General features: G+C 60.9%; 19 protein-coding genes and 1 other RNA gene. 2 read left to right on the top strand and 18 right to left on the bottom strand.

The window, feature by feature from the left end; genetic code table 11:
• Positions 1-377: 377 nt before the first annotated feature.
• Positions 378-741, bottom strand: a transfer-messenger RNA (tmRNA) gene (gene ssrA, locus ACTNB2_RS08355).
• Positions 742-980: 239 nt separating this feature from the next.
• Between ssrA and ACTNB2_RS08350 the strand changes: the two genes are divergently transcribed.
• The gene (locus ACTNB2_RS08350) at positions 981-1,415 is read left to right on the top strand and encodes a hypothetical protein (protein WP_441042550.1); all 435 of its coding nucleotides are present in this window, start codon (positions 981-983) and stop codon (positions 1,413-1,415) included.
• A 59-nt stretch (positions 1,416-1,474) separates the two neighbouring features.
• On the opposite strand, the gene ACTNB2_RS08345 is transcribed toward ACTNB2_RS08350, so the two are convergent.
• From ACTNB2_RS08345 to moaA, 10 genes are all read right to left on the bottom strand, one after another.
• Positions 1,475-1,870 carry a hypothetical protein gene (locus ACTNB2_RS08345; protein WP_441042551.1) on the bottom strand — a complete coding sequence of 132 codons (396 nt, stop codon included), beginning with the start codon at positions 1,868-1,870 and terminating at the stop codon, positions 1,475-1,477.
• Between the two features lie 117 nt (positions 1,871-1,987).
• Entirely contained in the window at positions 1,988-2,341 is a 354-nt protein-coding gene (locus ACTNB2_RS08340) for a hypothetical protein (protein WP_441042552.1), read from the bottom strand.
• A gap of 145 nt (positions 2,342-2,486) precedes the next feature.
• Positions 2,487-3,065, bottom strand: coding sequence for an HAD-IC family P-type ATPase (locus ACTNB2_RS08335; RefSeq protein WP_441045748.1), 579 nt, complete (start codon positions 3,063-3,065; stop codon positions 2,487-2,489).
• 12 nt (positions 3,066-3,077) lie between these two features.
• A complete protein-coding gene (locus ACTNB2_RS08330) occupies positions 3,078-3,233 on the bottom strand; it encodes a hypothetical protein (protein ID WP_441042553.1) in 156 nt (51 codons plus the stop codon).
• Positions 3,234-4,165: 932 nt separating this feature from the next.
• Positions 4,166-5,842, bottom strand: a complete 1,677-nt coding sequence (gatB, locus tag ACTNB2_RS08325; RefSeq protein WP_441042508.1) for an Asp-tRNA(Asn)/Glu-tRNA(Gln) amidotransferase subunit GatB — start codon at positions 5,840-5,842, stop codon at positions 4,166-4,168.
• On the bottom strand, positions 5,842-7,356 hold the full coding sequence (gene gatA / locus ACTNB2_RS08320) for an Asp-tRNA(Asn)/Glu-tRNA(Gln) amidotransferase subunit GatA (protein WP_441042509.1): 1,515 nt from the start codon (positions 7,354-7,356) through the stop codon (positions 5,842-5,844). Before gatA ends, gatB begins: the two co-directional genes overlap by 1 nt.
• Complete coding sequence (locus ACTNB2_RS08315) at positions 7,356-7,667, bottom strand: Asp-tRNA(Asn)/Glu-tRNA(Gln) amidotransferase subunit GatC (RefSeq protein WP_138339680.1); 312 nt, start codon at positions 7,665-7,667, stop codon at positions 7,356-7,358. Before ACTNB2_RS08315 ends, gatA begins: the two co-directional genes overlap by 1 nt.
• Before the next feature lie 293 nt (positions 7,668-7,960).
• Positions 7,961-9,247 carry an MFS transporter gene (locus tag ACTNB2_RS08310; protein WP_441042510.1) on the bottom strand — a complete coding sequence of 429 codons (1,287 nt, stop codon included), beginning with the start codon at positions 9,245-9,247 and terminating at the stop codon, positions 7,961-7,963.
• 265 nt (positions 9,248-9,512) lie between these two features.
• Positions 9,513-10,817 carry a molybdopterin-guanine dinucleotide biosynthesis protein B gene (gene mobB, locus ACTNB2_RS08305; RefSeq protein ID WP_154518584.1) on the bottom strand — a complete coding sequence of 435 codons (1,305 nt, stop codon included), beginning with the start codon at positions 10,815-10,817 and terminating at the stop codon, positions 9,513-9,515.
• A gap of 4 nt (positions 10,818-10,821) precedes the next feature.
• A complete protein-coding gene (gene moaA / locus ACTNB2_RS08300) occupies positions 10,822-11,877 on the bottom strand; it encodes a GTP 3',8-cyclase MoaA (protein WP_441042511.1) in 1,056 nt (351 codons plus the stop codon).
• Positions 11,878-12,085: 208 nt separating this feature from the next.
• Here moaA and ACTNB2_RS08295 point away from each other — a divergent pair, with 208 nt between their 5' ends.
• Positions 12,086-13,432, top strand: a complete 1,347-nt coding sequence (locus ACTNB2_RS08295; RefSeq protein WP_441042512.1) for an MATE family efflux transporter — start codon at positions 12,086-12,088, stop codon at positions 13,430-13,432.
• 155 nt (positions 13,433-13,587) lie between these two features.
• On the opposite strand, the gene ligA is transcribed toward ACTNB2_RS08295, so the two are convergent.
• The 7 genes from ligA to ACTNB2_RS08260 all read right to left on the bottom strand — a co-directional run bounded on the left by ligA (position 13,588) and on the right by ACTNB2_RS08260 (position 22,849).
• Entirely contained in the window at positions 13,588-15,816 is a 2,229-nt protein-coding gene (gene ligA / locus ACTNB2_RS08290; RefSeq protein ID WP_441042513.1) for an NAD-dependent DNA ligase LigA, read from the bottom strand.
• Between the two features lie 448 nt (positions 15,817-16,264).
• Positions 16,265-17,725: a S1C family serine protease gene (locus ACTNB2_RS08285; RefSeq protein WP_441045746.1), complete on the bottom strand. Its 1,461-nt coding sequence runs from the start codon at positions 17,723-17,725 to the stop codon at positions 16,265-16,267.
• A 208-nt stretch (positions 17,726-17,933) separates the two neighbouring features.
• Positions 17,934-18,596, bottom strand: a complete 663-nt coding sequence (locus ACTNB2_RS08280) for a response regulator transcription factor (RefSeq protein ID WP_161145500.1) — start codon at positions 18,594-18,596, stop codon at positions 17,934-17,936.
• A gap of 50 nt (positions 18,597-18,646) precedes the next feature.
• Positions 18,647-19,984: a glutamine synthetase family protein gene (locus ACTNB2_RS08275; RefSeq protein WP_441042515.1), complete on the bottom strand. Its 1,338-nt coding sequence runs from the start codon at positions 19,982-19,984 to the stop codon at positions 18,647-18,649.
• 134 nt (positions 19,985-20,118) lie between these two features.
• A complete protein-coding gene (locus ACTNB2_RS08270) occupies positions 20,119-21,141 on the bottom strand; it encodes a LacI family DNA-binding transcriptional regulator (protein ID WP_441042516.1) in 1,023 nt (340 codons plus the stop codon).
• A gap of 124 nt (positions 21,142-21,265) precedes the next feature.
• A complete protein-coding gene (locus tag ACTNB2_RS08265; protein ID WP_441044921.1) occupies positions 21,266-21,931 on the bottom strand; it encodes a GntR family transcriptional regulator in 666 nt (221 codons plus the stop codon).
• A gap of 357 nt (positions 21,932-22,288) precedes the next feature.
• Complete coding sequence (locus ACTNB2_RS08260) at positions 22,289-22,849, bottom strand: hypothetical protein (protein WP_441044922.1); 561 nt, start codon at positions 22,847-22,849, stop codon at positions 22,289-22,291.
• Positions 22,850-23,504: the final 655 nt, after the last annotated feature.

The raw sequence follows: 23,504 nt of genomic DNA, 5'->3' as shown, positions 1-23,504 counted from the left end.
CGCAAATCCGCACCGGCTTCGGCCGCCTGCCGGCGTCCTCGCCCGCGGGCTAAAAACGCTTACGCGTTTTCTTTACGCCCGCGCCCTGCATAGAGTTCGATTCTCCGCGGTGCGGGGATGACGCTGGTGCAGGGCGTTGCCGGCTGTCATCCGATCGGCATCGCATCTATATAGGGTCGAGGCTTTGCGCGGAGAATCCGCGTATTTGCTTCGCAAATCCGCACCGGCTTCGGCCGCCTGCCGGCGTCCTCGCCCGCGGGCTAAAAACGCTTACGCGTTTTCTTTACGCCCGCGCCCTGCATAGAGTTCGATTCTCCGCGGTATCTATAAGTAATAAAAAAGCAGGTAGGTGCGTTTACCTACCTGCCTGTAGCTATTGGTGGAGGCGCGGAGAATCGAACTCCGGTCCACGAAAGCCCCCTGATTGGCATCTCCAAGCTCAGTCGCTGGTTTAGTCTCGGACGCTTTGCGCGCAGCGACACGCTCGCGGCATCCCAACCGGTTCGGTCTTAGCCCGCGCCATACCGATTACGTGCGCGGGAGCATTCCCCTAACATGACGTCGCGCCGGTGTCGGGGAAATCACCGGGTTGACGCGCCGCTATAAACTAAGCAGCGAGAGCCATAGGCTCAAAAGAAGAGTTGTTGTCAATTCAATTTGACGTTACCCCTGTTTAACGAGGCGAGGAGGCCTCGGCTTGCTTCCTCTCTCAGAGCTATCGTGTCGAAACCAGTCGCCCCCGAATGTTGGGAAAGTCTGGATGGTATCGGGCCTGCAAACACCCGATAACCGTCGACTTTTCAAGGAACACGCGGGGTAAACCCCGCTCGTGGATAGCTATCTTACCACGTTCTAAAGGCAGACAACTGCTCTATGCACGAGCTGTGAAGACCCTAATGTGCACCATACTTCGCATTTTTGCCACTGAACGCGTCACGTATATTTTCGCCAAGCAAAATTGACCCGTCGAAAGGACCGTTATGGATACCAAGCAGCAACTCGTCAATGCCCTCGCAGGCCTGGGCTCAACCATTACCGAAGCCATGGATGTCATCGAAGGCTTTGTCCCCTGTGGACATCCCGCCCTCACGGTATCGAACGCCCTTGTTGCGCTGGACGCTGACGATGATGCAGCTCTCGCCCAGCAGTTAGAGACCGTCGCGGGCTTTATCGACCACGTGAGCGAGAACCGCGGCGTGGCCGCCTACCACGGCATCGAGGTCGAGCTCGCGGGTCCCAAAGCCGATCTGCTCGCAGCAATCCGCGAGGTAGGCGCCCTTATGCAGACCGCAGGCGTCAAGAACACCCAGGTCAACGAGTGGGTCTACCGCAGTCTAGCAGCACTAAACGATTCCGACGAAAAGGCCGCCGAGAAGCTCGTCGAAGCTCCCGTCATCAAGGCAGCGCTTTTGTAATTAAAGGATGCGTGGCCTTCTGAGCGCCGACGTTCCGAAGGCCACGCAAACAGTTCGCGTTAACCGATAGCCGCGCCACCACGTTCGGCCAAAGCTAGAATCGGCATCATTTGGCGCGGGGTCTTTGCTGCAAGATCGGCATGTTCGAGCAGCTTGCGATTGTTGGTCACCAAGTAATCGATCTGCGCGCGCTTGCACGCGGCGAGCACCAAGTTGTCCTCGTAATCGCGATGGAGCGTCAGATATTTGTCGGCTAGCCACAGATCGGATGCATCAGCGCCCACGGCCGTGACGTTTTCGGTCATGTTCCGAACAAACGCCAACGCCGCATCGCCACCAATTGCACGGACAGATGCCTCGTCGAGCGCTCCCCCGCCGGCAAGAACGCTACGCTTCAGCTCGTGTTGGACAACGTACAGCACGTCCTTGGCGATATGCACCGGAAAGAACAGCAACGCCCCCGTCTCCGTCGCCTGCCCAATAAACGCGCGCGGCAAGCGACTCGGTATGCTCGGCGCAAAACGAATCGACCCATACGTTGGCGTCCACCATAATCTTAAGGGGGCCTCCACTCACAGGATCATCCCCTTTTGGCGATAATGCTCATCCATGGCTTCGGAATAGATTGTGTCCCAGCTGCGGTCATCAGACGCAGATGATGTATCGATGCCCAGGTCCGCGTAAAGCCGATCCACCGCCGCCCATGATGCGACAAACGGCGAGGTGGCACCAGCACTAGGCAGTTGGTCTTCAACGGCCGACAACACCTCTTCGCACGAACCGCCACCCTGCGCTACCGTGGCCACCACCTTTTTGATGAGCTCGGACAGTGTCCCGCCCGAAAGCCGCAGCGCCTCCTCGGCACGGTTCTTGACCTGGCGATCCACGCAAACGTTCACCTGCGCCATGCCGCTAGCAGCACCCACGTCGATCTCGCTCCCTTCAATTGCTATCCTCGATAGCAACACTATATAGAGACGCTATCAATTGGGGTCAAATGCAAAAGGCCTGCGCCCGGACGACACCGATGCCGTCTGGGCGCAGGCCAGATAACGTGGGCAAACACGTCTGCTAACGCAGGTAAGCCTTCGCGTTGCTCGGGCTGTAGGCGATCGTCGAGCCGTTGTGCAGCAGCGACGATGCCTGCGAGGCAATCGCGCCGGTAATGCCCAGTGCCAAGAGCGCCGAGTTGGTGAGCATCACCTTAGAGTAGGAGCTCGTCAGACGATCAACGAGGCCCTGGCTCATACGGCGCAGGCGCACGATCGCAGCAAGATCCGTATCGGTCAGGATGATATCGGCGACCTCCTTGGCGATGTCGCTTCCGCCACCCATTGCAAGCCCCACGTCGGCCAAACCGAGCGCCGACGAATCGTTGACGCCGTCGCCCACCATGGCAACGTGGCTCCCCTCGCCCTTAATGCGCTCCGCATACGCGTACTTGTCCTCGGGCAGCAGCTCGGCCTTAAACTTGTCGATCCCCGCCCCTCGCGCAATGCGCTCGGCCGTGCGCTCGGAGTCGCCCGTGAGCATAACGACATGCTTGACGCCCAGCGCATGCAGGTCGGCGATGACCTCACGGACCCCAGGCTTGAGCGGGTCCTCGATGCCGAGCACGCCGACGACCTTGCCATCGACCGCCAAATACAGCGGCGACAGGCCCTACATCTGAGGCTCGATTTGCTCCTTAATGTCGGACTCGAGCTGCGCGCCCTCATCCTCAAATACAAAGTGCGCGGAACCGATGATGGCGCGACGCCCTTCGATGGACGAAGTGATGCCGGGCGCCACGATATACTCGACGGCAGCATGCCGCACGCAATGCCCTGCACGCAGGCATTCTTTACCGGAGCGCTGGCGAGCAGCTTGATGCCAGCCGTACCAAGCAGAAAACCGCCACCGACAAGCAGGGTGTTAAACGTCGACTTCTACATGTTGCTTCTCCCTTTTGTCGCATTGGACACGGCACGGTGCCTCCGCACCCGAGTGAATAAGTTTGCATGAGCACACTTTTGGATAATAGTTAAGTGTGCCTAACTATTAAGGTCAAAAATGGTTAACTTTCTGGAAATCTTAGGGTGCAGACCGGCCGACTTTCGACAATCCGTCTGCCGCAACGTACATCTCCGGCATCCAAGAAAGACTCTCCCCCGTCCCAGCAAATCGAGGTCTAATACTTTTCCCGAGAAGTGAACGAGCAAAATCGGACCCCTGAAGCATCCGCATTTTTTAGTAACAAAACCGCAGGGAAAACTCGGCAAAACCGCAGGAAACAGCGTCCAAATAGTGTCGATGCTTCAGAGGTCCAAATAAGGTCGTTCACTTCTCGGGAAAGTATTAAGCTTCGCTTTCCACAGCCCAAAAATGTGACCAAGAGACCGTCCCTGCGCCACATCCACAAAAAAATGAGGGTGCCAACGGCACCCTCATTCACCAAATTCCATTCAGCCCGACTGACCAGAACGGCTGAGTCGCCACGGAACCCGGGAGCCCCGGCAGGGCGGGCGCTTGCTCAAAATGAGTTCCCTTCAAAAACAATGGGCGCGCCAACGGCGCGCCCATTCACTCTATTTCCATTCAGCCCGACTGACCAGAACGGCCGAGTCGCCACGGAACCGAGGGGCCGGGCGCAGGGCCTTGCCTCTCAATGAGTTCCGCACGAACAGGAGGCGCCAGTGGCGCCTCCGTCGTGAGTCAGGACTGTCCGAAATTGAGAGGCAAGGCCCTGCGCCCGGCCCCTCGGTTCCCGCTTACGAGAGCGAGGTTCTCAGCAACTCGTTGAAGAGCTTTGGGTTACCCTTGCCGCGACTCGCCTTCATGCACTGGCCCACCAAAAAGCCGATGACCTTCTGGTTGCCGTCACGATACTGCTGTGCCTGCTCGGCACAGTTTGCCAGCACCTCGTCCACAATCGGCTGCAGCGCGCCGGCATCGCTCACCTGACGCATACCGCGCTCGTCGACGATCTTGTTGGGGTCGTCGCCGGTCTGGGCCATGGCCTCAAAGACCTCGTGAGCCTGGTTGGAGCTGATGGCATCGGTCGCCAGCAGCTTGGCAAGCGCTGCCACCTGAGCCGGCGCGATGCCGGACTCGGCGAGCGACACGCCCGCGCCCTTAAGGTAGGCGATCATCTCGTTCACCAGCAAGTTTGCAACCGTCTGGGCCTCCTTGCCAGCCATACCGGCAGCGGAGGCCTCAAAGAACTCGGCAAACTCCGGGTCACCGGCGATTTGCTCGGCATCGGCCGCCTTAATGCCAAAATCGGCCTCAAAACGGGCGCGCTTGGCATCGGGCAGCTCGGGAATCTCACCTCGGCAGCGATCGATGAACTCGTCGTCCAGATCGAACGGCGCCAAGTCGGGGTCGGGGAACAGACGATAGTCGTCGGCCGTCTCCTTCACACGCATGACCACGGTGCGCTTGCGGCTGGGCTCCCAGTGGCGGGTCTCCTGATAGATAATGCCGCCCTCCTCGAGCACCTCGGCCTGGCGGCAAATCTCGTAGGCAAGGCCGTCGTGCAGGCTCTTAAACGAGTTGAGGTTCTTGAGCTCGGTTTTGGTGCCCAGCTTGGTCTCGCCGCGGCGGCGCAGCGACACATTGCCGTCGCAGCGCATGGAGCCCTTCTCCATGGAGCAGTCCGAAATGCCCAGCGTCACAAAAATGCGACGGAGCTTTTCCATAAACAGGCGAGCCTCCTCAGGCGTACGCAAGTCGGGCTCGGTGACGAGCTCAATCAAAGGCGTGCCGCAGCGGTTGTAGTCGACGAGCGACTCGGCAGCGGCGGTAATGCGGCCCTCGGCACCGCCCACGTGCACCATCTTGGCAGCGTCCTCCTCCATGTGGATGCGCAGGATGCGGATGGGCACCGTGTAGGAACCGTCCTCGCGACGCTCGGGCATCTGCAGGTTGGACGCGTCATAGCTGGCCAGATGGCCGGCGCGCTGGTTGCCCTCGCGCATGGTCGACGTCATGGACGTGGACAGGCCCTCGGCGTTGGCCGAGGCGCTCGCCAGGCTCTGGGCCTCGGCCTCGCCAAACGCGCAATCGGGGCGCTCTGCCGCGCCGCGACCAGTCACGTCCAGGTCCAGGTGACCGTACATGGCAAAGGCGACTGGACCCTGCGTGGTCTGGAAGTTCTTGGCCATATCGGGATAGAAGTAGTGCTTGCGGTAGAACATCGAGTGGCGCTGGATCTCGCAGTTGGTGGCGAGGCCGGCCTTAACGATGCTCTCGATGGCGCGCTTGTTGGGCACCGGCAGGGCGCCGGGCAGGCCCAAGCACACCGGACACACGTTGGCGTTGGGCTCGTCATCGTGGCTGAGCTTGCAGTTGCAGAACATCTTGGTATCGAGTGCGGTGAGCTCGGTATGAATCTCCAGGCCGATCACGGCCTCCCAATCCTGCAGGACCTCGGAAAGCTCCTTCATTACAGCTCGCCTCCCTTCCCGGCAAAATCGGGTGCGACGGAAAGCACGGGCGCACCCGTGGCGGCATCGGCAAAGCCGCGCTCCAGGGCGCGGGCAAACGTGAGCAGCTGACGGTCCTTAAACGCCGGACCCACCAGCTGGGCAGAAACGGGCAGCTGAGTATCCTCGCCCAAGCCCAGCGGCACCGAGATACCACCGTTGCCGCAAATGTTGAGCGAGATGGTGTACAGGTCGGAGAGGTACATCTGCGTGGGGTCGCTGATCTCGCCAAACTTAAAGGCCGTGCGCGGCGAGGCGGGCATGAGGATGGTGTCCACCTTGGCATACGCGGTGTCGTAGTCCTGCGTGATGAGCGTGCGGGCCTTTTGCGCAGCGTAGTAATACTTGTCGTACACGCCCGAGCTCAGCAGGTAGGCGCCGAGCATCTGACGGCGCTTGGCCTCGGCGCCAAAGCCGTGGGCGCGCGACAGCGAGCTCTGGTCGGACAGGTTGGCGCAGCCCTCCTCCTGATAGCCGTAGCGAATACCGTCGAAGCGGGCCAGGTTGGAGAACGCCTCGGCCGGGCCGATGACGTAGTAGGCGGCGATGGCGGCATCCAGGTGCGGCAGGTCGACCTCGACCAGCTCGGCGCCCTGGTTCTGCAGCTCCTGGGCGGCGCGCTGAACAGCGGCCTTGACCTCGCACGTCAGGCCCTCGGCCTCCATAAACGCGGGGATGATACCCACGCGCTTACCCTCGATGCTATCGTTGAGATGCTCGGTAAAGTCGACGGCGCAATCCTGGCTGGTGCAGTCGTAGGGATCGTGGCCCGCGCCGGTAAGCGCGTTCATGGCCAGCGCGACATCCTCGACCGTGCGGCCGAAGGGGCCCACCTGGTCGAGCGACGAGCCAAAGGCGACCACGCCGTAACGGCTCACGGCGCCATACGTGGGCTTAAAGCCCACCACGCCGCACAGCGACGCCGGCTGGCGAATGGAGCCGCCGGTGTCCGAGCCCAGCGAGAGCGCGACCTCGCCCGCGGCGACGGCGGCAGCGGAGCCGCCCGAGGAGCCGCCGGGCACGCGCTCGGTATCCCAGGGGTTGTTGGTGCGGTGGAACGCCGAGCTCTCGGTGGAGCTGCCAAAGGCAAACTCGTCCATGTTGGCCTTACCCATGGGCAGGCAGCCGGCATCGAGCATGCGCTGGACGCAGGTGGCGGTGTAGACGCTCTGGTAGTTCTCGAGCATGCGGGAAGCGCAGGTGGTGCGCGTGCCCACAAGGTTCATGTTGTCCTTGATGGCCAGCGGCACGCCCGCGAGCGGGGGCAGTGGCTTGCCTGCGGCACGATCGGCATCCACGCGCGCGGCGGCCTCGAGCGCAAGCTCGGGCGCCACCTGCAGGAATGCCTGGACCCCGCCCTCGCGCGCCTCGATGGCGGCAAGGGAGGCCTGGGCCACCTCGGTAGCGGTAAAGTCGCCGGCGGCAACGCCTGCGGCGATCTGGGCGGCGGTAAGGGAATCGAAGCTCTGCGCCATTACTCGCTCTCCCCCTCTCCCAAAATGGACGGCACGCGGAAGTAGCGCTCGCGCGCGCTGCCTGCGTTTTCGAGCGCGACGTCGAGCGGCAGATCGCGCTCGGGCTCGCGCAGGTCATCGCCCATCACGTTGGACAGGCTTCCGATGGGATGGAACGTGGGCTCCACGTCGGGCAAGTCATATTGCAAGACGGGCTCGAGCATCTGGACGGCATCGTTCATGTAGGACGTCATCTGGGCGAGCTCGTCATCGGTCAGTGCGATCTTTGCGTACTCGGCGATACCGCGCACGTCTTTCTCGCTGAGTGCCATAGGCGCTCCCTTCCGCATAACAGTTAAACCGCTCTAGTATACAAGGCAACGCCGGCTTGGAGCAGGCGCTTTACCCAAATGCAGCGAAAACGTAACGAGGGCGGCGGTTGGCAGGCGGCGGGCCGGCGGTTCTGCAGCGAAACCGCACCGTCCATAGCAAAAACCGCCACAAAGGTGCCTGCCCCCTTTGTGGCGGCCAGATCCGCAGGATGGCATGACCCGGGGCGCAAACCATCACAACATTCGACGTTATTCGGCAAAATCGCGATTTTCATCGAATGTTGTGATGGTTTTTACTGCTTTGCGGCACAATCCAAATGCCAGCGTCCAAACAGCAGCAGTGCCGCGGGAACCGCCGTCACGACCATACCCGCCCCGATGAGCGTCTGCTGCACGCCAAACGTCGCCGCCAGCCACGGGGCAATCGCCAGCGGCGCCACGCCGGCGAACATGTTGCCAAAGCCCATGACCGAGTTGACGCGACCGAGCTGTTCGAGCGGGGCCGTCGTTTGCACGATCGTGTTGTGGAGCGGGTTGACGACGCCCCAGGCCACGCCCAGGGCAATCTGGCCGACAAGGGCTACGCCCACGTACGGCGTTCCCACGTAGAGCAGGCTTCCCAGGCCCACGGACAGAAGCGCCACAAGCAGCGTCTTAAGGTTGACCAGGTACGGCGGCAAGCGGAGCGCGACCACGGCGCCCAGCACCGCGCCCACGCCGCAGGCAGACGAGAGCCAGCCCATCCACTCGACACCGACATGCAGAACATCACGGTAGAAGAATGACTCCAGTGGATCGAAGGCGCCATAGCCAAAGTTCGAAAGGAAAATAATGCAGAACAGCAGGGCGAGGACGCTGTTGGTAAAGACTGTCTTGATGCTGGTCACGAAGGTGACGCGGGTGGATTTATTGGAGTCGGAGCTTTGATTGGCAGTACTTGCCGTTGTGCTGCTATCCGCGGGAGCACTTTCGCGCGCGGCGACGCGACCTGCTTGCGGCCTAAAGCCCCAACCGGCGACGAGCGCCAGTACGGTAAAGATCATCATGAGCAAAAACACCGCGTGTGACGATGCAGCCGCCGCGACAAAGCCGCCCAGTGTGGGGCCGACGATAATGCTCACGTTGGAGGACATGGTGATGGCGGAGTTGATGTCTTTGAGCTCGACGGGGTCGTCGGTGAGATACGCCGGATAGGACGTGGCGACGGGCTGGGCGAATCCTATCACAAAGCCCAGGAGCACCGCGCCGGCAAGGACTGTTCCGGTCGCGCTGCCACAGGCGAGGATTGCCGCGCCGGTTGCCAACGTGCCGAAGATACTCGCCCGGAAATGCCGGCACGGACCCCAAGCGTCAAGCGCCGCTCCACCCGCAAAGGATCCCAGGATCACGAAGACGTTCATAAACAGGACGGCCAGCGATGTCGCAACGACCGAGGCATCGTCTGCATAGGTGAGCGTTCCGATGACGCCGATGAAGTAGCTGGTCTGAAAGCCGGTATATATGAGGAAGCGCATTGCCACCAGGTGCTTAGCCTGCGCGGACAACGAAGGGTGAGGTTTTGAGAGAAGAGATACGAGCACGGAGACTCCTCGTTTCATACGAATACGGGCGGTGGACATTCGCCGCCGTCTGTCAAATCAATCTATCCGCATGAAACATTAAGGACGCATCAGGACCCTTCTCTCCGTTTTTCGCCCGTCATGAACTACTTGGTAGATTGTAAGGCATGTCACAAAAATCTACCAAAGCAAAAACCACCACAAAGATGCCTGGACCCTTTGTGGTGGAAATGACGTTTGCCCAGATAGAACCTGCCAAAATAAGCCTGTCCCTTTTTGGCAGGTTTTAGGCCAGATGGTCTTGGATAAGGTCGCAGATGGCGCGGGCGTCGTTGATGTTGATGGCTCGGGTCGCAAAGCCTGCGTCGAAGGCCTGACGTGCCAGGGCTTCGTTGCAGGCAAGGGCCAGCGTGCGGCCGTCGACCAGGTCGAGCGAGCTCTTGCCACGCAGACGGTCGACACCGGAGCGCGCGACCACGATGTTGTCGAAGCCCTCGGTCTTGTAGCCCTCGATGATCACCACGTCGACATCGTTGTAACGCGACAGCAGCTCGCGCGCGGGCATCTCGTCCCCCTCGCGCGTGTCGGCGTACTCCGCCCAGCGCGTGGCGCAGATGAGGCCCACGTGCTTGGATCCGGCTTGGTGATGGCGCCAGGTATCCTTAGCGGGCACGTCGATATCAAAGCCGTGGTGCCCGTGATGCTTGAGCGAACCCACGCGCAGGCCGCGACGGGTGAGCTCGGCGATAACCTTCTCGACGAGCGTGGTCTTGCCCGAGTTTTGGTAGCCGATAAACGCGATCGCGGGGACGGCCGGTGTCGGAGCTGCGGGCGCGACGGCGACGGGTGCGCTCGCGGGTGCGGCACCGTCAGTGGCCACGGCCTCAACAGCAGCAGCCTGACGCTCTGCGCGGTCCCATACGCCCGAGCGGCCGCCCTCCTTGTGCAACAGGCGCACGTCGACGATCTCCATACCGCGATCAACCGCCTTGCACATGTCATAGATCGTTAGGCACGCGGCACTCGCGCCGGTCAGGGCCTCCATCTCGATACCCGTCTTGCCCGTCACGCCGGCCGTAACCAGTACGTGAAAGCCAACCTGCCCGTCCGCGCGCGCCGGTGCCCAGCCCTCGGGCACGTCCTCGGCCGGCGTCCCCGCCGGAGCGATGGGCGCAATGTCGCACTTGCTCTTGGTAATGAGCAACGGATGGCACATGGGAATGATGTCGCTCGTGCGTTTGATGGCCATGATGCCCGCCACGCGCGCGCAGGCAAGCACGTCGCCCTTTTTGGCGCGGTCCTGCAGCACCATGGCCTGTGTCTCGGGATGCATGAGGATGGTGCCCTCGGCGATGGCGATGCGATGGGTCTCGGCCTTGTCGGACACATCGACCATGCGCACCTCGCCCTTGGCGTCCACGTGCGTCAGCTCGTTGCGACGTGCGTCACGGGCGGGTTCGGTGGCCGCGCTGGAAGTCGGCTGCGCGGACGCGTCGGCGTTGCCAGCATTCGCCGCGGCCGTGACTTTGTGGGCAGACATCGCGGCCCTGCGAGCGGCCTTGGTGGCGTCGGCGTACCTGCTCTTGGCCATATGATCATCCTCCGATTTGGGACATAAATCGTTGCGTGCCCTCAATTATCGCGTGTTCCTGCGGTTTGTGGGCCACGGCATCGCGCCAAATCGAAAGTACCTGCATATCATCACCACGGCGCAGGGCGTCGCGCACCGAATACTCGGCATCGCTAAACAGGCATGGACGCACGTTGCCATCGGCCGTCAGGCGCAGACGGTTGCAATTCGCACAAAAATGGTTGGACATGGCGCTAATAAAGCCAACCGTTCCCGCCGCGCCCGGAAAGCGCCAATAGCGCGCAGGGCCCGCGCCGGCAGGAGCATCGTTGATGTCGAGCGGCTCGAGCTCGCCCAGTCCCCTCGCGGTGGCCCCGGCATTGATGCGCGCCCGCAGCTCGTCACTCGGCACGGTATCGCTCGCGTCCCACAGCTCGGGATTGAGCGCGGGCGCATGCGGGTCCACAGCGCAATGCGAGCTCGTGCGCTCGTCGCCAATGGGCATATATTCGATAAAGCGCAGGTGGATGGGACGGTCGAGCGTGAGCCGCGCGAGGGCCGCCACATCCTGGTTGAGCCGGCGCACAACAACGCAGTTGACCTTAACGGGCTCAAAGCCCCAAGCCAGCGCCGCGTCGATGCCGGCCATGGTCTGCTCGAGCCGACCCAGGCGCGTGATCTTTCCAAAGAGCGTAGGGTCGAGCGTGTCGAGCGAGATGTTGACGCGGTTAAGCCCGGCATCTTTGAGCTGCGGCGCCAGCTTGGGCAGCAGGGCGCCGTTGGTGGTGAGCGAGATGTCCTCGATCTGAGGGATCGCGCGGATGTCGCGAATAAGCGGAATAATACGGCGGCTGACCAGCGGCTCGCCGCCCGTCAGGCGCACGCGGCGAATGCCCTCCCCCGCCACCAAGCGCACAAAGCGGGCGATTTCCTCGGCGCTGAGTAACTCGTCGTGTGCACGGGGCGCCACGCCATCGGCCGGCATGCAGTAAATGCAGCGGAAATTGCACTTGTCGGTAACGGCAATGCGCAGGTAGTTGATATCGCGGCCAAAACCGTCATGCTGCACGTGCCCGTCCACGCAGCCCTCCCCTCACGCGGCGTTTTATTCTTCGAAAAACATAATACCCCACGAGAGAATCATGCCGACACCCGTACGACAGGAGAGGTCGCTTCGAACAAGGCCGGCTTCCCAAGCCCATCCTCAACACGCAAACCTTGACTCTATAATCGTTGTAGGGTTTTCACTACACTGGTACGTAAACAGACCCAGCCAGAAAGCCCCACCTATGGAACACGACCTCACACGCGGCAATGTCCTTAAGACCATCGCGGTCTTTGCCCTGCCCTATATGCTCTCGTACTTTTTGCAGATGCTCTACGGCATGGCCGACCTGTACATGATGGGGCAGTTTAGCGGTGCCGCCGGCATCACCGCCGTGGGCAATGGCGCGCAGACGCTCTATATCATTACCGTGACGCTCGTGGGTCTGGCCATGGGAACGACGGTTATCGTCGGCCACGCCGTGGGCTCGCGCCGCTTCGATCGCGCCGAGACCGTCATCGGCAACACCATCACGCTGTTTATGGGTGTCTCGGTAGTGCTGGCAGCCATCCTGCTCGCACTGTGCCCGCAGGTCGTGGCACTTATTGGCACGCCAGCCGAGGCAGTCGAAGGAACCGCCGCCTACCTGCGCATCTGCTTTGTCGGCATTCCGTTTATCGCCGCATACAACATCCTCTCGGCCATTTTTCGCGGCCTAGGCGATTCGCGCTCGCCCATGTACGTGATCGGCGTGGCGTGCATCATCAACATCGCGCTCGATTTTCTGTTTATCGGCCACTTGGGGCTCGGCCCCGTGGGTGCGGCACTCGGCACGGTAACCGCCCAGACGGCAAGCGTTGCCCTCGCGCTCGTGTGGCTTAAGAGCCGCCGTACGAACATCCACGTTAAGCGTAGCGACCTGCGTCCCCAGCCCGAGGTGCTCGGCAGCATCCTTAAGATCGGCGTGCCCGTGGCCGTGCAGGACGGCTGCATCCAGGTGGCGTTTATGTTTATCACCGTCATCGCCAACCACCGAGGGCTCGTCGACGCCGCCGCCGTGGGCCTGGGCGAAAAGATGATCAGCTTTTTGTTCATTGTACCGAGTTCCATGGGCGCCACCGTCAGCGCACTCACGGCGCAAAACGCCGGCGCGGGCAAGGGCGACCGTGCGCGTCAGGTGCTCAAAGACGCCATGACCATCTCGGTGGTGTACGGCTGCCTGACCACGGTGCTGATGTGGCTGGTGGCGCCGGCGTTTATTGGCTTTTTTGCCAAGGACGCTGCAGTAGTCGCTGCCGGCACCGGCTATATGCGCAGCTATATTTTCGACGCGATTTTTGCCGGCATCCACATTTGCTTTAGCGGCTTTTTCGCTGCATACGGCAAGAGCTACATCGGCTTTGCGCACAACGTGCTGGCCGTGGCACTCATTCGCGTGCCGGGCGCGTGGCTGCTGTCGAACGCCTATTCCGACACGCTGTTTCCCATGGGCATCGCCTCGCCGTGCGGGTCGATTCTGTCGGCAGTCATCTGTGTTGTCGCGTTTACCGTGCTCAACCGGCGCGGGGCTTTTGACAAGTTAGCAGCGTAGCGGGGCAATGCGAAATCTCCCTCATTGACGACATCATCAGCGACGACCCCGCGACCTACGTGACGCAGATCACGATGCCGGTTTCCCCAACAAAGTAAGAACCGCCCGGAAGGCATCGCGCTTTCGGGCGGTTCTTCAATTTGACTATTGATGCCTTAAGCCTGGGGCACCTCACCGGTAGCCAAGATCTGCTCGAGTGCGTCCTCGTCCAGCACGGGTACGCCCAGCTGCTCGGCCTTGGTAAGCTTGGAACCCGCTTTGGGACCGGCAACCAGATAGCTCGTCTTCTTTGACACGCTGCCCGAAACCTTGGCGCCGAGCACCTTGAGCGCCGCGCCCGCCTCGTCGCGCGTGCGGTTGACGAGCGTGCCGGTGAGCACGAAGGTCAGACCCGCGAGCGGCTGTGCGTCGGCGAGCTCGCCTGCCACGCCAGCGTCGGCTGCGGCTTGCGCGTGCGCGGCGCCCAAATCGACCTCGAGCGAAAGGCCCGCCTGGCGCAGACGTTCCAGGACGGCAAGGTTCTCGGGCACGGCCAGGAACTGCTTGACGCTCGCCGCAATCTTGGGGCCGATGCCCTCGCACTCGGCAATATCCTCTTCGCTCGCCAAGATAAGCTTGTCAATCGACAGGAATCGCTCGGCGATGACCTCGCCCACGCTCTTGCCCACGTGACGGATGCCCAGGGCAAACAGCACGCGACCGAGCGGCTGACTCTTGGACTTGTTGAGCTCGGCGATGATTTTCTCGGCCGTCTTGAGGCCTACCGGAATGGGGTCGCCCTTCTTAACGCCCTTTCTGCTGTTGGAGCTGGCATAGGTGCGCCCCGTGTCCAGGCCGGCGATGTCGTCGACCGTGAGCTGGTAGAAGTCTGCGACGTCGTGAATCAGCCCGGCGGCGATCATCTTGTCGACGATCTCGTCGCCTAGGCCATCGACGTCCATGCAGCCGCGGCTCACCCAGTGGAGCAGGCGCTCCTTGAGCTGTGCGGGGCAGTCGATGGACACGCAGCGGTAAGCCACCTCGCCATCCTCGTGGACCACGGGGCTACCGCACACGGGGCAGACCTCGGGCATCTGCCAGTCGACCGAATCGGCCGGGCGCTTGTCGAGCACCGGACCCACGACCTCGGGGATAACGTCGCCCGCCTTGTGCACGATGATGGTATCGCCCTCGCGCACGTTTTTGCGGCGGATCTCGTCGATGTTGTGCAACGTGGCGCGCGCGATGGTGGAGCCGGCAACCGTCACCGGGTCGAACTCGGCGACCGGCGTGAGCACACCGGTGCGGCCCACCTGGATGCGAATTTCGCGCAGGATGGTCTGCTTTTCCTCGGGCGGAAACTTAAAGGCAATGGCCCAGCGTGGTGCGCGAGCGGTAAAGCCCAGGTCGAGCTGCTGCTGGAAGCTGTCAACCTTTACGACCACGCCGTCGATGTCGTAATCCAAGTCGCCGCGGTGCTCGAGCGCCTGGGCACAGAACTCGTGGACCTCGGCCGGCGTGGCACAACGAGCCACGTTGGGGTTGACGCTAAAGCCGGCGCTACGCAACCAGTCCAGAAACTCGCGCTGGCTGTGGACGTGCAGCGGGTCGGTATCGGCGATGGCATAGATAAAGGTGGCCAGATCGCGGCGCGCCGTGACCTTGGGATCCTTCTGACGCAAGGATCCGGCAGCGGCGTTGCGCGGGTTGGCGAAGGGGTCGCGGCCCTCGGCATCGGCCTCTTCATTCAGGCGAACAAAGCTGCCCTTGGGCATATAGACCTCGCCGCGTACCTCGATGGTGCGCTCGCGGTCGGCGCCCATATGAGCGAGCGCCGGCTCGGATAGGTGCATGGGCACATCCTTGATAGTGCGCACGTTGAGCGACACGTCCTCGCCCGTGATGCCATCGCCGCGTGTGGCCGCGCGCACGAAGGTGCCGTTTTGGTAGGTCAGGGCCACGCCCAGGCCGTCAATCTTGAGCTCGCAGGTATAGGTAACGCTACCGGCACCGAGCGCATCCTCGGTGCGTTGGAGCCAAGCGTCGAGCTCGTCCAGATCCATGGCATCGTCCATGGAATACATGCGTGCCATGTGCGTGACCGGTGTAAACTGCTCGCTCACGTAGCCGCCCACGCGCTGGGTATAGCTGTCGGGCGTCACCAGGTCGGGGTAGGCAGCCTCGATTTCCTGCAGCTCAACGAGCATTTTGTCAAAGGCAGCGTCCGTGATCTCGGGCGCATCGAGCATGTAGTAGCGGTAAGCATGGTAGTCGAGCTCGTGGCGCAACTCAGCCGCGCGCGCTGCCGCCTGGGCACGGGTATCGGCCGGCGCGGCGGTATCCGTGCTCGCTGGCGTTTCGGTATCGATGTCCACGCCGTCACCAAACAGGCTCGATTGCTCCATAGCGGCACTCCTTCGCTCGATTTCAAACGGATACTAGAGTACCACCGGTCGCAATGGGGCCGAATAGCAGTCTCAAACCGCACCGGATTGGCAGCGACCGGACCAGGGTTGGACAGTTAGTTCAGATTTGTATAATTACGCGCGCCGAATCGAGCTGAAATATCGGCTTTTCGCCCCAATCAATCGTTCTGGACGGCGAATTAGGTTTGCTTCCGTCTTCGAGACACCCATCTCGGCCCGTCTTTCATTTCAAAACCGCTCAAAACACGCCTCAGACCGCACCCGTTATATACAAATCTGAACTAACTGTCCAAGCCCTTCCGAACCATGCCCTTGCCATTTCTAAATGATCCGTTTTCCTCCGTCCCCAACGGATCAATAAGAGAAGAGGGGCTGTCCCGCGCTGGCGGAACAGCCCCTCTGGCTTCGATATGTGCGATACAGCTCGTTAGAAACCCTGACCGTAGCCTTGCCCCTGACCCTGTTGGCCCAGCAGTTCTTCCAGGTACTGGCGCAGTTGCTCGTCGGTAATGCCGCCGTTGCCGGTGTCGGTCGCGCTGTCGTTCTGCTGCTGGTTCTGCAGCTCCTCATCAGAACCCAGCTCGACCGTGACCTTTTTCTCTTCCTTGCCGCGCACGAGCGTGATCTCGACCTTCTCGCCCACCTCGTGGCTGCGCAGCGCGATAATCAGGCCATCGGCGCTCGTAATCTCATCGTCACCCAGCTTGGTGATGACGTCGCCCTCTTGGATGCCAGCCTTGGCGGCAGGACCGTCCTCGGCGACACTCGCCACATACGCGCCGCTATCGGTGCCGAGATTGTTAGTGCGGGCGCTGAGCGCGTTGACGCTCGAAAGCGTGGCGCCCAGGTACGGATGAACCGGCGTCTTGCCGTCGATGATCTGGTCGGCGATGTTCTTGGCATAGTTGACCGGAATGGCAAAGCCCACGCCCGAGCTGGAGCCCGAGTAGCTCTCGATAAGAGAGTTAATACCCACGAGTTCGCCATTGTCGTTAACGAGCGCGCCGCCGGAGTTGCCCGGGTTGATGGCAGCATCGGTCTGAATCATGTTGGCATAGATGGTGTTGCCGCTGGTAGAACTCATGGCCGTGGAGCGATACAGCGCCGACACAATGCCCGTGGAGACAGATTGCTCGTTGCCGAACGGCGAGCCGATCGCCATGACCCACTCGCCCACGTTAAGCTTGGAGGAATCACCAATCTCGATCGGCGTGAGCTTGGAGGCGTCAGCATCCTTGAGCTTGATGACGGCCAGGTCGCTCGAGGCGTCGTTGCCCACGAACTCGGCCTCGTAGGTGGTACCGTCGTCCATGGTAACCACGTACTGGTCATAGCCATCGACCACATGGTTGTTGGTGAGGATGTGGCCCTCGGTATCGAGCACCACGCCCGAACCGACGCTGCCCGAACCATCCGACTCGTCGGCAGACTGCGAAAGCGAGCCATTCTGGCTACCGCTCGAAGTGGCGGTGATGGAAACGACGGAGGGCAGGGCCTTGGCAGAAACGGCCTCGGCAAGCGTGGTGTCCTCGGAGTCGATCGTAATCTTTTGCGTCGATGAACCCGAAGCACCCGCCGTCACGACATTCTTTCCGCCGCCAATGTTGAGCGTGCCACTCATAATGAGCGCGATGACCAGCAGGGCGCCGCAGGCGCAGCCGGCGAGCGCCGTAATAAAGATCGGCAGCTTTTTGGTCTTGGTCTTGACCACCGTGTGCTTGTTTACAACCTGCTGACCGCCCAGCGGCTGGCCGGTCTGTGTGTCGTAGGCCTGCACGTAGGGAATGTTGCCGTCGGCAGGCGTCGACTCCACCTGCACGCGCGGCTGCTGCTGGGTCTCGCCAGCGTTGCCCGCATCCTGGGGACGCTGGGAATCGTTCTCGCTCATGACTGCGATCCTTTCGTCTAATAACCAAAGGCCCGCCAAACATGTGGCGGGCCATCATTGTTCACGTTGAGTTGTACCCCAATATGCGGGCGAACGTGTATGAGAACGTAATCTTTAAGGAATGCTTAAGTTCTGCTGCAAACTCGAAAGGGATCCACGCATGCGGCAAAACCACCACGAAGGCGCCTGCCCCCTTTGCGGTGAAAAGCTAGTCCTTAAACAGATAGCCCACGCCGCGGACGGTGGTGATATGTGCCGCAATCTGCGGGCCCACCTTGGAGCGGATGCGTCGGATGTGCACGTCGACGGTGCGCGTGCCGCCGCAGTACTCAAAGCCCCACACGCGGTGCAGCAGCACTTCGCGGCTGTAGGCACGGTTGGGATGCGTCGCCAAAAAGCTCAGCAGCGAGTACTCCATCAGCGTCAGGTCGATGGGCTCGTCGTCGAGTGTCACCTGGTAGGTAGCCAGGTTAATCTCGAGGTTATCGATGTTGAGCACATCGTCGGCGGCGACGGTCTCCTCCTCGCCCATCAGGCGCTGCGCACGAGCCTTGAGCTCGTTGGGCGTCGCCGTGGGGCATACAAAGTCGGCATGCGCGTGATTGGGCAGGCGCAGGGTGCCGAGCGCCTCGTCGTCGACGATTACCAACATGGGAACGCCACCGCGGTCGTCGAGCCATTTGGCAATCTGATCGATGCGGTCGCTGCGGATGCCATCGGAATCGAGGATCAGCAGGTCAAAGTCATGCGCCGCAGTCGGCGAATCGGGGGTTGCCAGGCTCACCTCGACACCCAGGGTGGTCGTCAAGCTGCGGGCAAACTCGTGGAAGCGCGTCGTGCGCGCCATGAACAGGGCACTCTTTTCGGACATATCGACCTCCAAGGAAATGAGCTCAATCGTACTGGAACGAACCAGCGCGATTAGGAGTTCGCCAGATAATGCTTGATCTCCCACTCGGTGATCGTGGACTCAAACTTATGCCACTCGTCGCGCTTCTTTTTGAGGAAGAAGCTGTGGATGTGCTCGCCGAGGGCATCCTTCATAAACTGCGAGTCCTCAAACACGTCGAGCGCCTCTTTGAGCGAGCGCGGCAGCGGCGTATAGCCGGCCTCGATCATCTGACGGTCGGTAAGCTTGAGCGTCTCGGCCGTTGCCTCGGGCGGGAGTTCCAGCTTGCGCTCGATGCCGTCCAGACCAGCCGCCAGCGTGACGGCGTTGACCAGGTACGGATTGGCCATGGGATCGGGGCTGCGAAGCTCGATGCGCGTGGACAGCTGCTTGCCGGGCTTGTAGACCGGGATGCGGACCATGCTCGCGCGGTTGCGCAGGCCCCACGTAGCGTACTGTGGCACGGAGTCGCCGCCCGTGGTGATGCGCTTGTACGAGTTGACCGTGGGGTTGGTGATGGCGCTGATCTCGCGCGCGTGTGCCAGAATGCCGGCCATATAGTGCTTGGCGATATCGGAGAGGTGGTACTTCTCGTCGTCCTCGCCCCAAAAGACGTTGTTGCCGTCGTGGTCGAACAGCGACTGATGCAAAAACATGGCGCTGCCGTCCTCGCCCGCCAGCGGCTTGGGCATAAAGGAGGCGTGGCAACCGCTCTCGTAGGCCTGCTGCTTAATGATGAGTTTGGCCGTGGTGATGGCGTCGGACATGCTCAGGGCCTCGGCGTGACGCAAGCTAATGCCGTGCTGCGAGCGGCCGGCGGCGTGGAAGGTGTACTCCACGGGCACGGACATCTTCTCGAGCGTGAGCACCGTATTGCGGCGCAGGTCGCGAGCGGCATCGCTCACCGAAAGGTCGAAGTAGCCCACGTTGTCGAGCGGCTCGGGGGTGTGCTCGTCGGGGAAGTAGTAATACTCCAGCGCGGCACCCACGTTGAGCAGGTAGCCGGCCTTCTCGGCCTTATAGAACATGCGGCGCAGGGCGTCGCGCGGGTCGCCGGCAAACGGCTTGCGATCGGGAGTGCACACATCGCAGAACACGCGGGCGACGCCGTTATGGCTCGGGCGCCACGGCAGGATCTGGAAGGTCGAGGCGTCAGGGAACGCGAGCATGTCGGCTTCCTCGGGCGTGGCAAAGCCCTCGATGGCGGAGCCGTCAAAGCCAATACCCTCCTCAAAAGCGACCTCGAGGTCTTCGGGGCTAATGGCAAAGTTCTTGAGGCGGCCGAGAATGTCGACAAACCACAGACGCACAAAGCGGATGTCACGCTGCTCTACGGAACGGAGTACGTAATCGATGTTCTGCTGGTTCATGTCGCTCCCCTTTCTTTCGGGCGGGTTTCGACTGGTCTATATCGCAGATACTATCGCAGAAAAATGTTTCCGCAGGGTTAAAGCGTATCAAGCGCCCAAAAAACGTGCGCGAACAGGCAGTTACGAACGAGCGGCTAGCGCGAGGTCGAAGCGCGGTGTTCGATGTGGCCGGGAACCTCGATGCGTTTAGGCGCCAGCTTTGCGGCATCGCCCACGGTGGTGGTAACAACGTCGATACGCTCGGAGAGGCGATCGACCACGCGCTCGGCGATGGTGAGGGTGTCCTGCGCGGCCGTGGTAACTCCACCAAAGAGCACATGGTTCCAGGGATAGTCGTCAAACGTCGCGATCTTGAGCCCCGCCGGCAGCGAGGGACCAAGCTGCGCCAGCGCCTCGGTCAGGCTCAGGAAAACCAGGCCGTTGACGGCAATGAGGCCGAGCTCTTTTCCTGCATAGCCGCGGATGGTCTCGTCTAGGCGGCCGACGCCCGTGGCGCCGCCATCAGCCAAGGTGATAACCTCGCCGGCAAAGCCGCGGCGCGAAAGCTCGTCGGTAAAGGCCTCGGCGCGCTCGCGACGGACGGAGCTGTCGTCGCTTGCCTCGGTGAGCAGGCACAGGTGCTCGCTGCCCGCAGCAGCCAAGGCGTCTACCAGGCCGGCGACCAGCTCACGGTTGTTAGATGTCACCAGATCGACACCGCCGTCGGCAACGTCGCGGTCGAGCAGCACAACGGGCAGGCGTCCCGCTGCCGCGACGATCGCCTCGTCGTTACCACCGCAGGTATTGACGACCAGGCCGTCCACGCCAGCGTCGATAAGCCTGGTGAGCGAATCGGCCTCCTTGGCGGGATCGTTGCCGCTAATGGCTGTCATGAGCGAGCAGCCGCGCGCGGCGGCGCTGGCGGAAAGGCCCTCGAGCATGGCGCTGGAGAACGGGTTGGCGATGTCGGCCAAGATCACGCCGATGAGGTTGGTACGCGAGCTGCGCAGATTGCGCGCGGCGGCACGTGGGCGATAGCCGGTACGCTCGATAACCTCCGCAATGCGAGCACGGGTTTCCTCGGTCATTTGCCCGGGGCGGTTATTGAGATAGCGCGAGACCGTGGCCGGGCTCACACCCGCCTCGACGGCAATGTCCTTGATTCTCATCTGCGCCATAGCGCACTCCGTTTCCCCATTGTCGGCAGTCTGAGCCATTTTAGGCATTTTTTAAAAATCTCGGTTGCAAAACGCTGTAGGTGAACAGCATCGTTTTTGCGTCACGAGCAGATGCGATAATGGGCTAGATAGCCGAGTCTTTGGACAGCTCAAAATAGTCGGGATACAAGGCTATAACCGGACCTTGCTCTTCGGGCATCAGGTGCAGGTGTGTCTCTGCCAGATAGCTCGCCGCGTCGGTATCGCCCCTCTTAATGGCCTCGAGAATCCGGCGATGCTGCCGACGAATCGGCTCCCAATCTAGATCCTGCGACACCATACGCAACCAGTTGTATCGCTCAAAATGCGTATTGACGCTCTTCATCCAATCCCACAACATGTGACGGCCGGCAATCTCAAAACACGTCTCATGGAACAGGTTGTCCAGGTCAAAGAAACGACGCGTTTCGCCATGGTCGAGCGACTCGGACTCGGCAAGAATCTGATCGAGCCGATGCTTTTGCTCGGGTGTGGCGACCGAGCAGCATTTAATGAGTACGCTTCGCTCGAGTTTCTCGCGCAAGAAACAGGCGTTCTCGGCGCGCTCCATGCTGATCTTAGAGACGTAGGTGCCGCTTTTGGGACGCGTTTCCACCAGCTCCTGCTCACGCAGGCGCACAAAGGACTCGCGAATGGGCGTACGCCCGATTCCCGTCTCCTTTTCCAGACCAATCGCCGAAAGGCGCGTGCCGGGCTTGAGCTCGGCATAGATGATCTTGGAGCGCAGTGCATTGTATGCCTGATCTTGCAAGCTTTGATTATGCTGGTGCTGTTCCATAAAGCCCTCGGATAAACCCTCGGTTAGTCGAATACCACCATGCAATACTATCGCATCGACACGCCCCAGCTCCCAATCAGTCTTTTTGGGACGGGGCTCTTTTAGCTACCCTAGCCCGCAGATCGGCCCCTTGCCACAAAAGTGGCCCATCTACTACGTTAACACGGATAGCCTCGGCCATACCAAAAACCGTGAAAACAAAACCGCAGGTAGGCAGCTTGTCAATTTTCGAAAAAGCCGACTATGGTTGACCCCTGCGGCTTAAACGTAGTAGATAGGCCCTTTTCGTGGCGCAGCACTACTGCACCCCAAATTGGCACCCCGAGCCTGTTATAAGTTGCTGCGAAATACGGACGGTTGATGATCAAGGCGCGCTATGCGGGTTGCTATAGCTCGAACGTCCCACGTCCGATGCACCAAAGCGTTTGCGACAGCTTCGCGAAACGCCTCGAGAGGAATTCGATCGTTTTGGACGCGCTCCATCCCTTCGATACGCTCATAACGGTAGTAGCGTGAAAACATAGCTACCGCCCTGTCCACCTGCTCAATTGCGGATACATTTGTCGCCGCCTCGCGATCCAAGATCACATCCTCGGTATCACCAAAACGGACGCAGTCGATGCCCGGAAAATCATTCTTATCCGCCAAAATCGCCGCAGCGTTGGTATAGCCATCTTTGCCGAGCAAGCGAAGCGTGCGCATAATATCCGGCGTTAGCTCAGAAATGCCGAGATGTTCAACACACTTATGCTCGAGCGTGTGAAAACTCAAGTCCTGACGAGCCGACGTGAGCGCGTCGAACGTTACGTTGCTGCCTTCGAGCGTCAGCCTGCCATACTCAAACCGGTCGACCTCCACCGTTGCCGAATCGTTTCGCCTGTAGGCCTTCAAGATATAAGACGAAAACCGTTTGCGTACTGATTTATCCGAGACGCAAACGGTTTTCGTCTTGATTTGCGTACGGAATTAAGATGCATAATTTCGCTTTCGTATGGCTCAATACCGGACGCAGACTGTTTTCGTCTGTCAATACGTCTGCAATCCAAACGAAAAGAGCCCCGAGCTCGTATGAACTCGGGGCTCTTGGTGCCGCACATCTATGAGAGGATAAATTCGATGCGTACGGGCGCTACTCCATGAAGCCGCCCTGGGATGGCGGCAACCTCGTCGTTACCCGTCTGATGGGTGTGTTCAAGGCGTCCGTTCCCCTTTTTATCGACGTAACGGGCAAAAAAGCTCGTCGAGGAGACCATCCACACGCACCACGGTGCGGCCGACGCCATCGAGGCGCACAACCCCACTGCCGCTCACGATGCGATGTATCTGCACCTGGCCTACAACCGCAACATGATTGTGGAAGGCACACAGACAAAAGGCATTTAAGGCTCGGCAATGATCTTTCTATGATAAAACGCAAGCGGCGGCCGCCCAAACATGAACTGCCTCCCATTTCTTGGACACGAGAAATGGGAGGCTTTTTATGCGTGTCGACTTGAGAGTGAAACACGACATCGTGGCCAGGAAGGCGGCGATCGGGCTCTTCGAG

The sequence above is a fragment of the Collinsella sp. HCP28S3_G2 genome, from assembly GCF_052065125.1.
Lineage (GTDB): Bacteria > Actinomycetota > Coriobacteriia > Coriobacteriales > Coriobacteriaceae > Collinsella.
Note: the sequence above shows the minus strand (reverse complement) of the source record. Positions and strands in the feature narration are given on the sequence as shown.

Bases quoted from the DNA above. Each gene is read 5' to 3' on its own strand.
- ACTNB2_RS08350 (WP_441042550.1), top strand. From the start codon at position 981: ATGGATACCAAGCAGCAACTCGTCAATGCCCTCGCAGGCCTGGGCTCA.
- gatB (WP_441042508.1), bottom strand. From the start codon at position 5,842: ATGAAGGAGCTTTCCGAGGTCCTGCAGGATTGGGAGGCCGTGATCGGC.
- gatA (WP_441042509.1), bottom strand. From the start codon at position 7,356: ATGGCGCAGAGCTTCGATTCCCTTACCGCCGCCCAGATCGCCGCAGGC.
- ACTNB2_RS08315 (WP_138339680.1), bottom strand. From the start codon at position 7,667: ATGGCACTCAGCGAGAAAGACGTGCGCGGTATCGCCGAGTACGCAAAG.
- mobB (WP_154518584.1), bottom strand. From the start codon at position 10,817: ATGGCCAAGAGCAGGTACGCCGACGCCACCAAGGCCGCTCGCAGGGCC.
- ACTNB2_RS08295 (WP_441042512.1), top strand. From the start codon at position 12,086: ATGGAACACGACCTCACACGCGGCAATGTCCTTAAGACCATCGCGGTC.
- ligA (WP_441042513.1), bottom strand. From the start codon at position 15,816: ATGGAGCAATCGAGCCTGTTTGGTGACGGCGTGGACATCGATACCGAA.
- ACTNB2_RS08285 (WP_441045746.1), bottom strand. From the start codon at position 17,725: ATGAGCGAGAACGATTCCCAGCGTCCCCAGGATGCGGGCAACGCTGGC.
- ACTNB2_RS08280 (WP_161145500.1), bottom strand. From the start codon at position 18,596: ATGTCCGAAAAGAGTGCCCTGTTCATGGCGCGCACGACGCGCTTCCAC.
- ACTNB2_RS08275 (WP_441042515.1), bottom strand. From the start codon at position 19,984: ATGAACCAGCAGAACATCGATTACGTACTCCGTTCCGTAGAGCAGCGT.
- ACTNB2_RS08270 (WP_441042516.1), bottom strand. From the start codon at position 21,141: ATGGCGCAGATGAGAATCAAGGACATTGCCGTCGAGGCGGGTGTGAGC.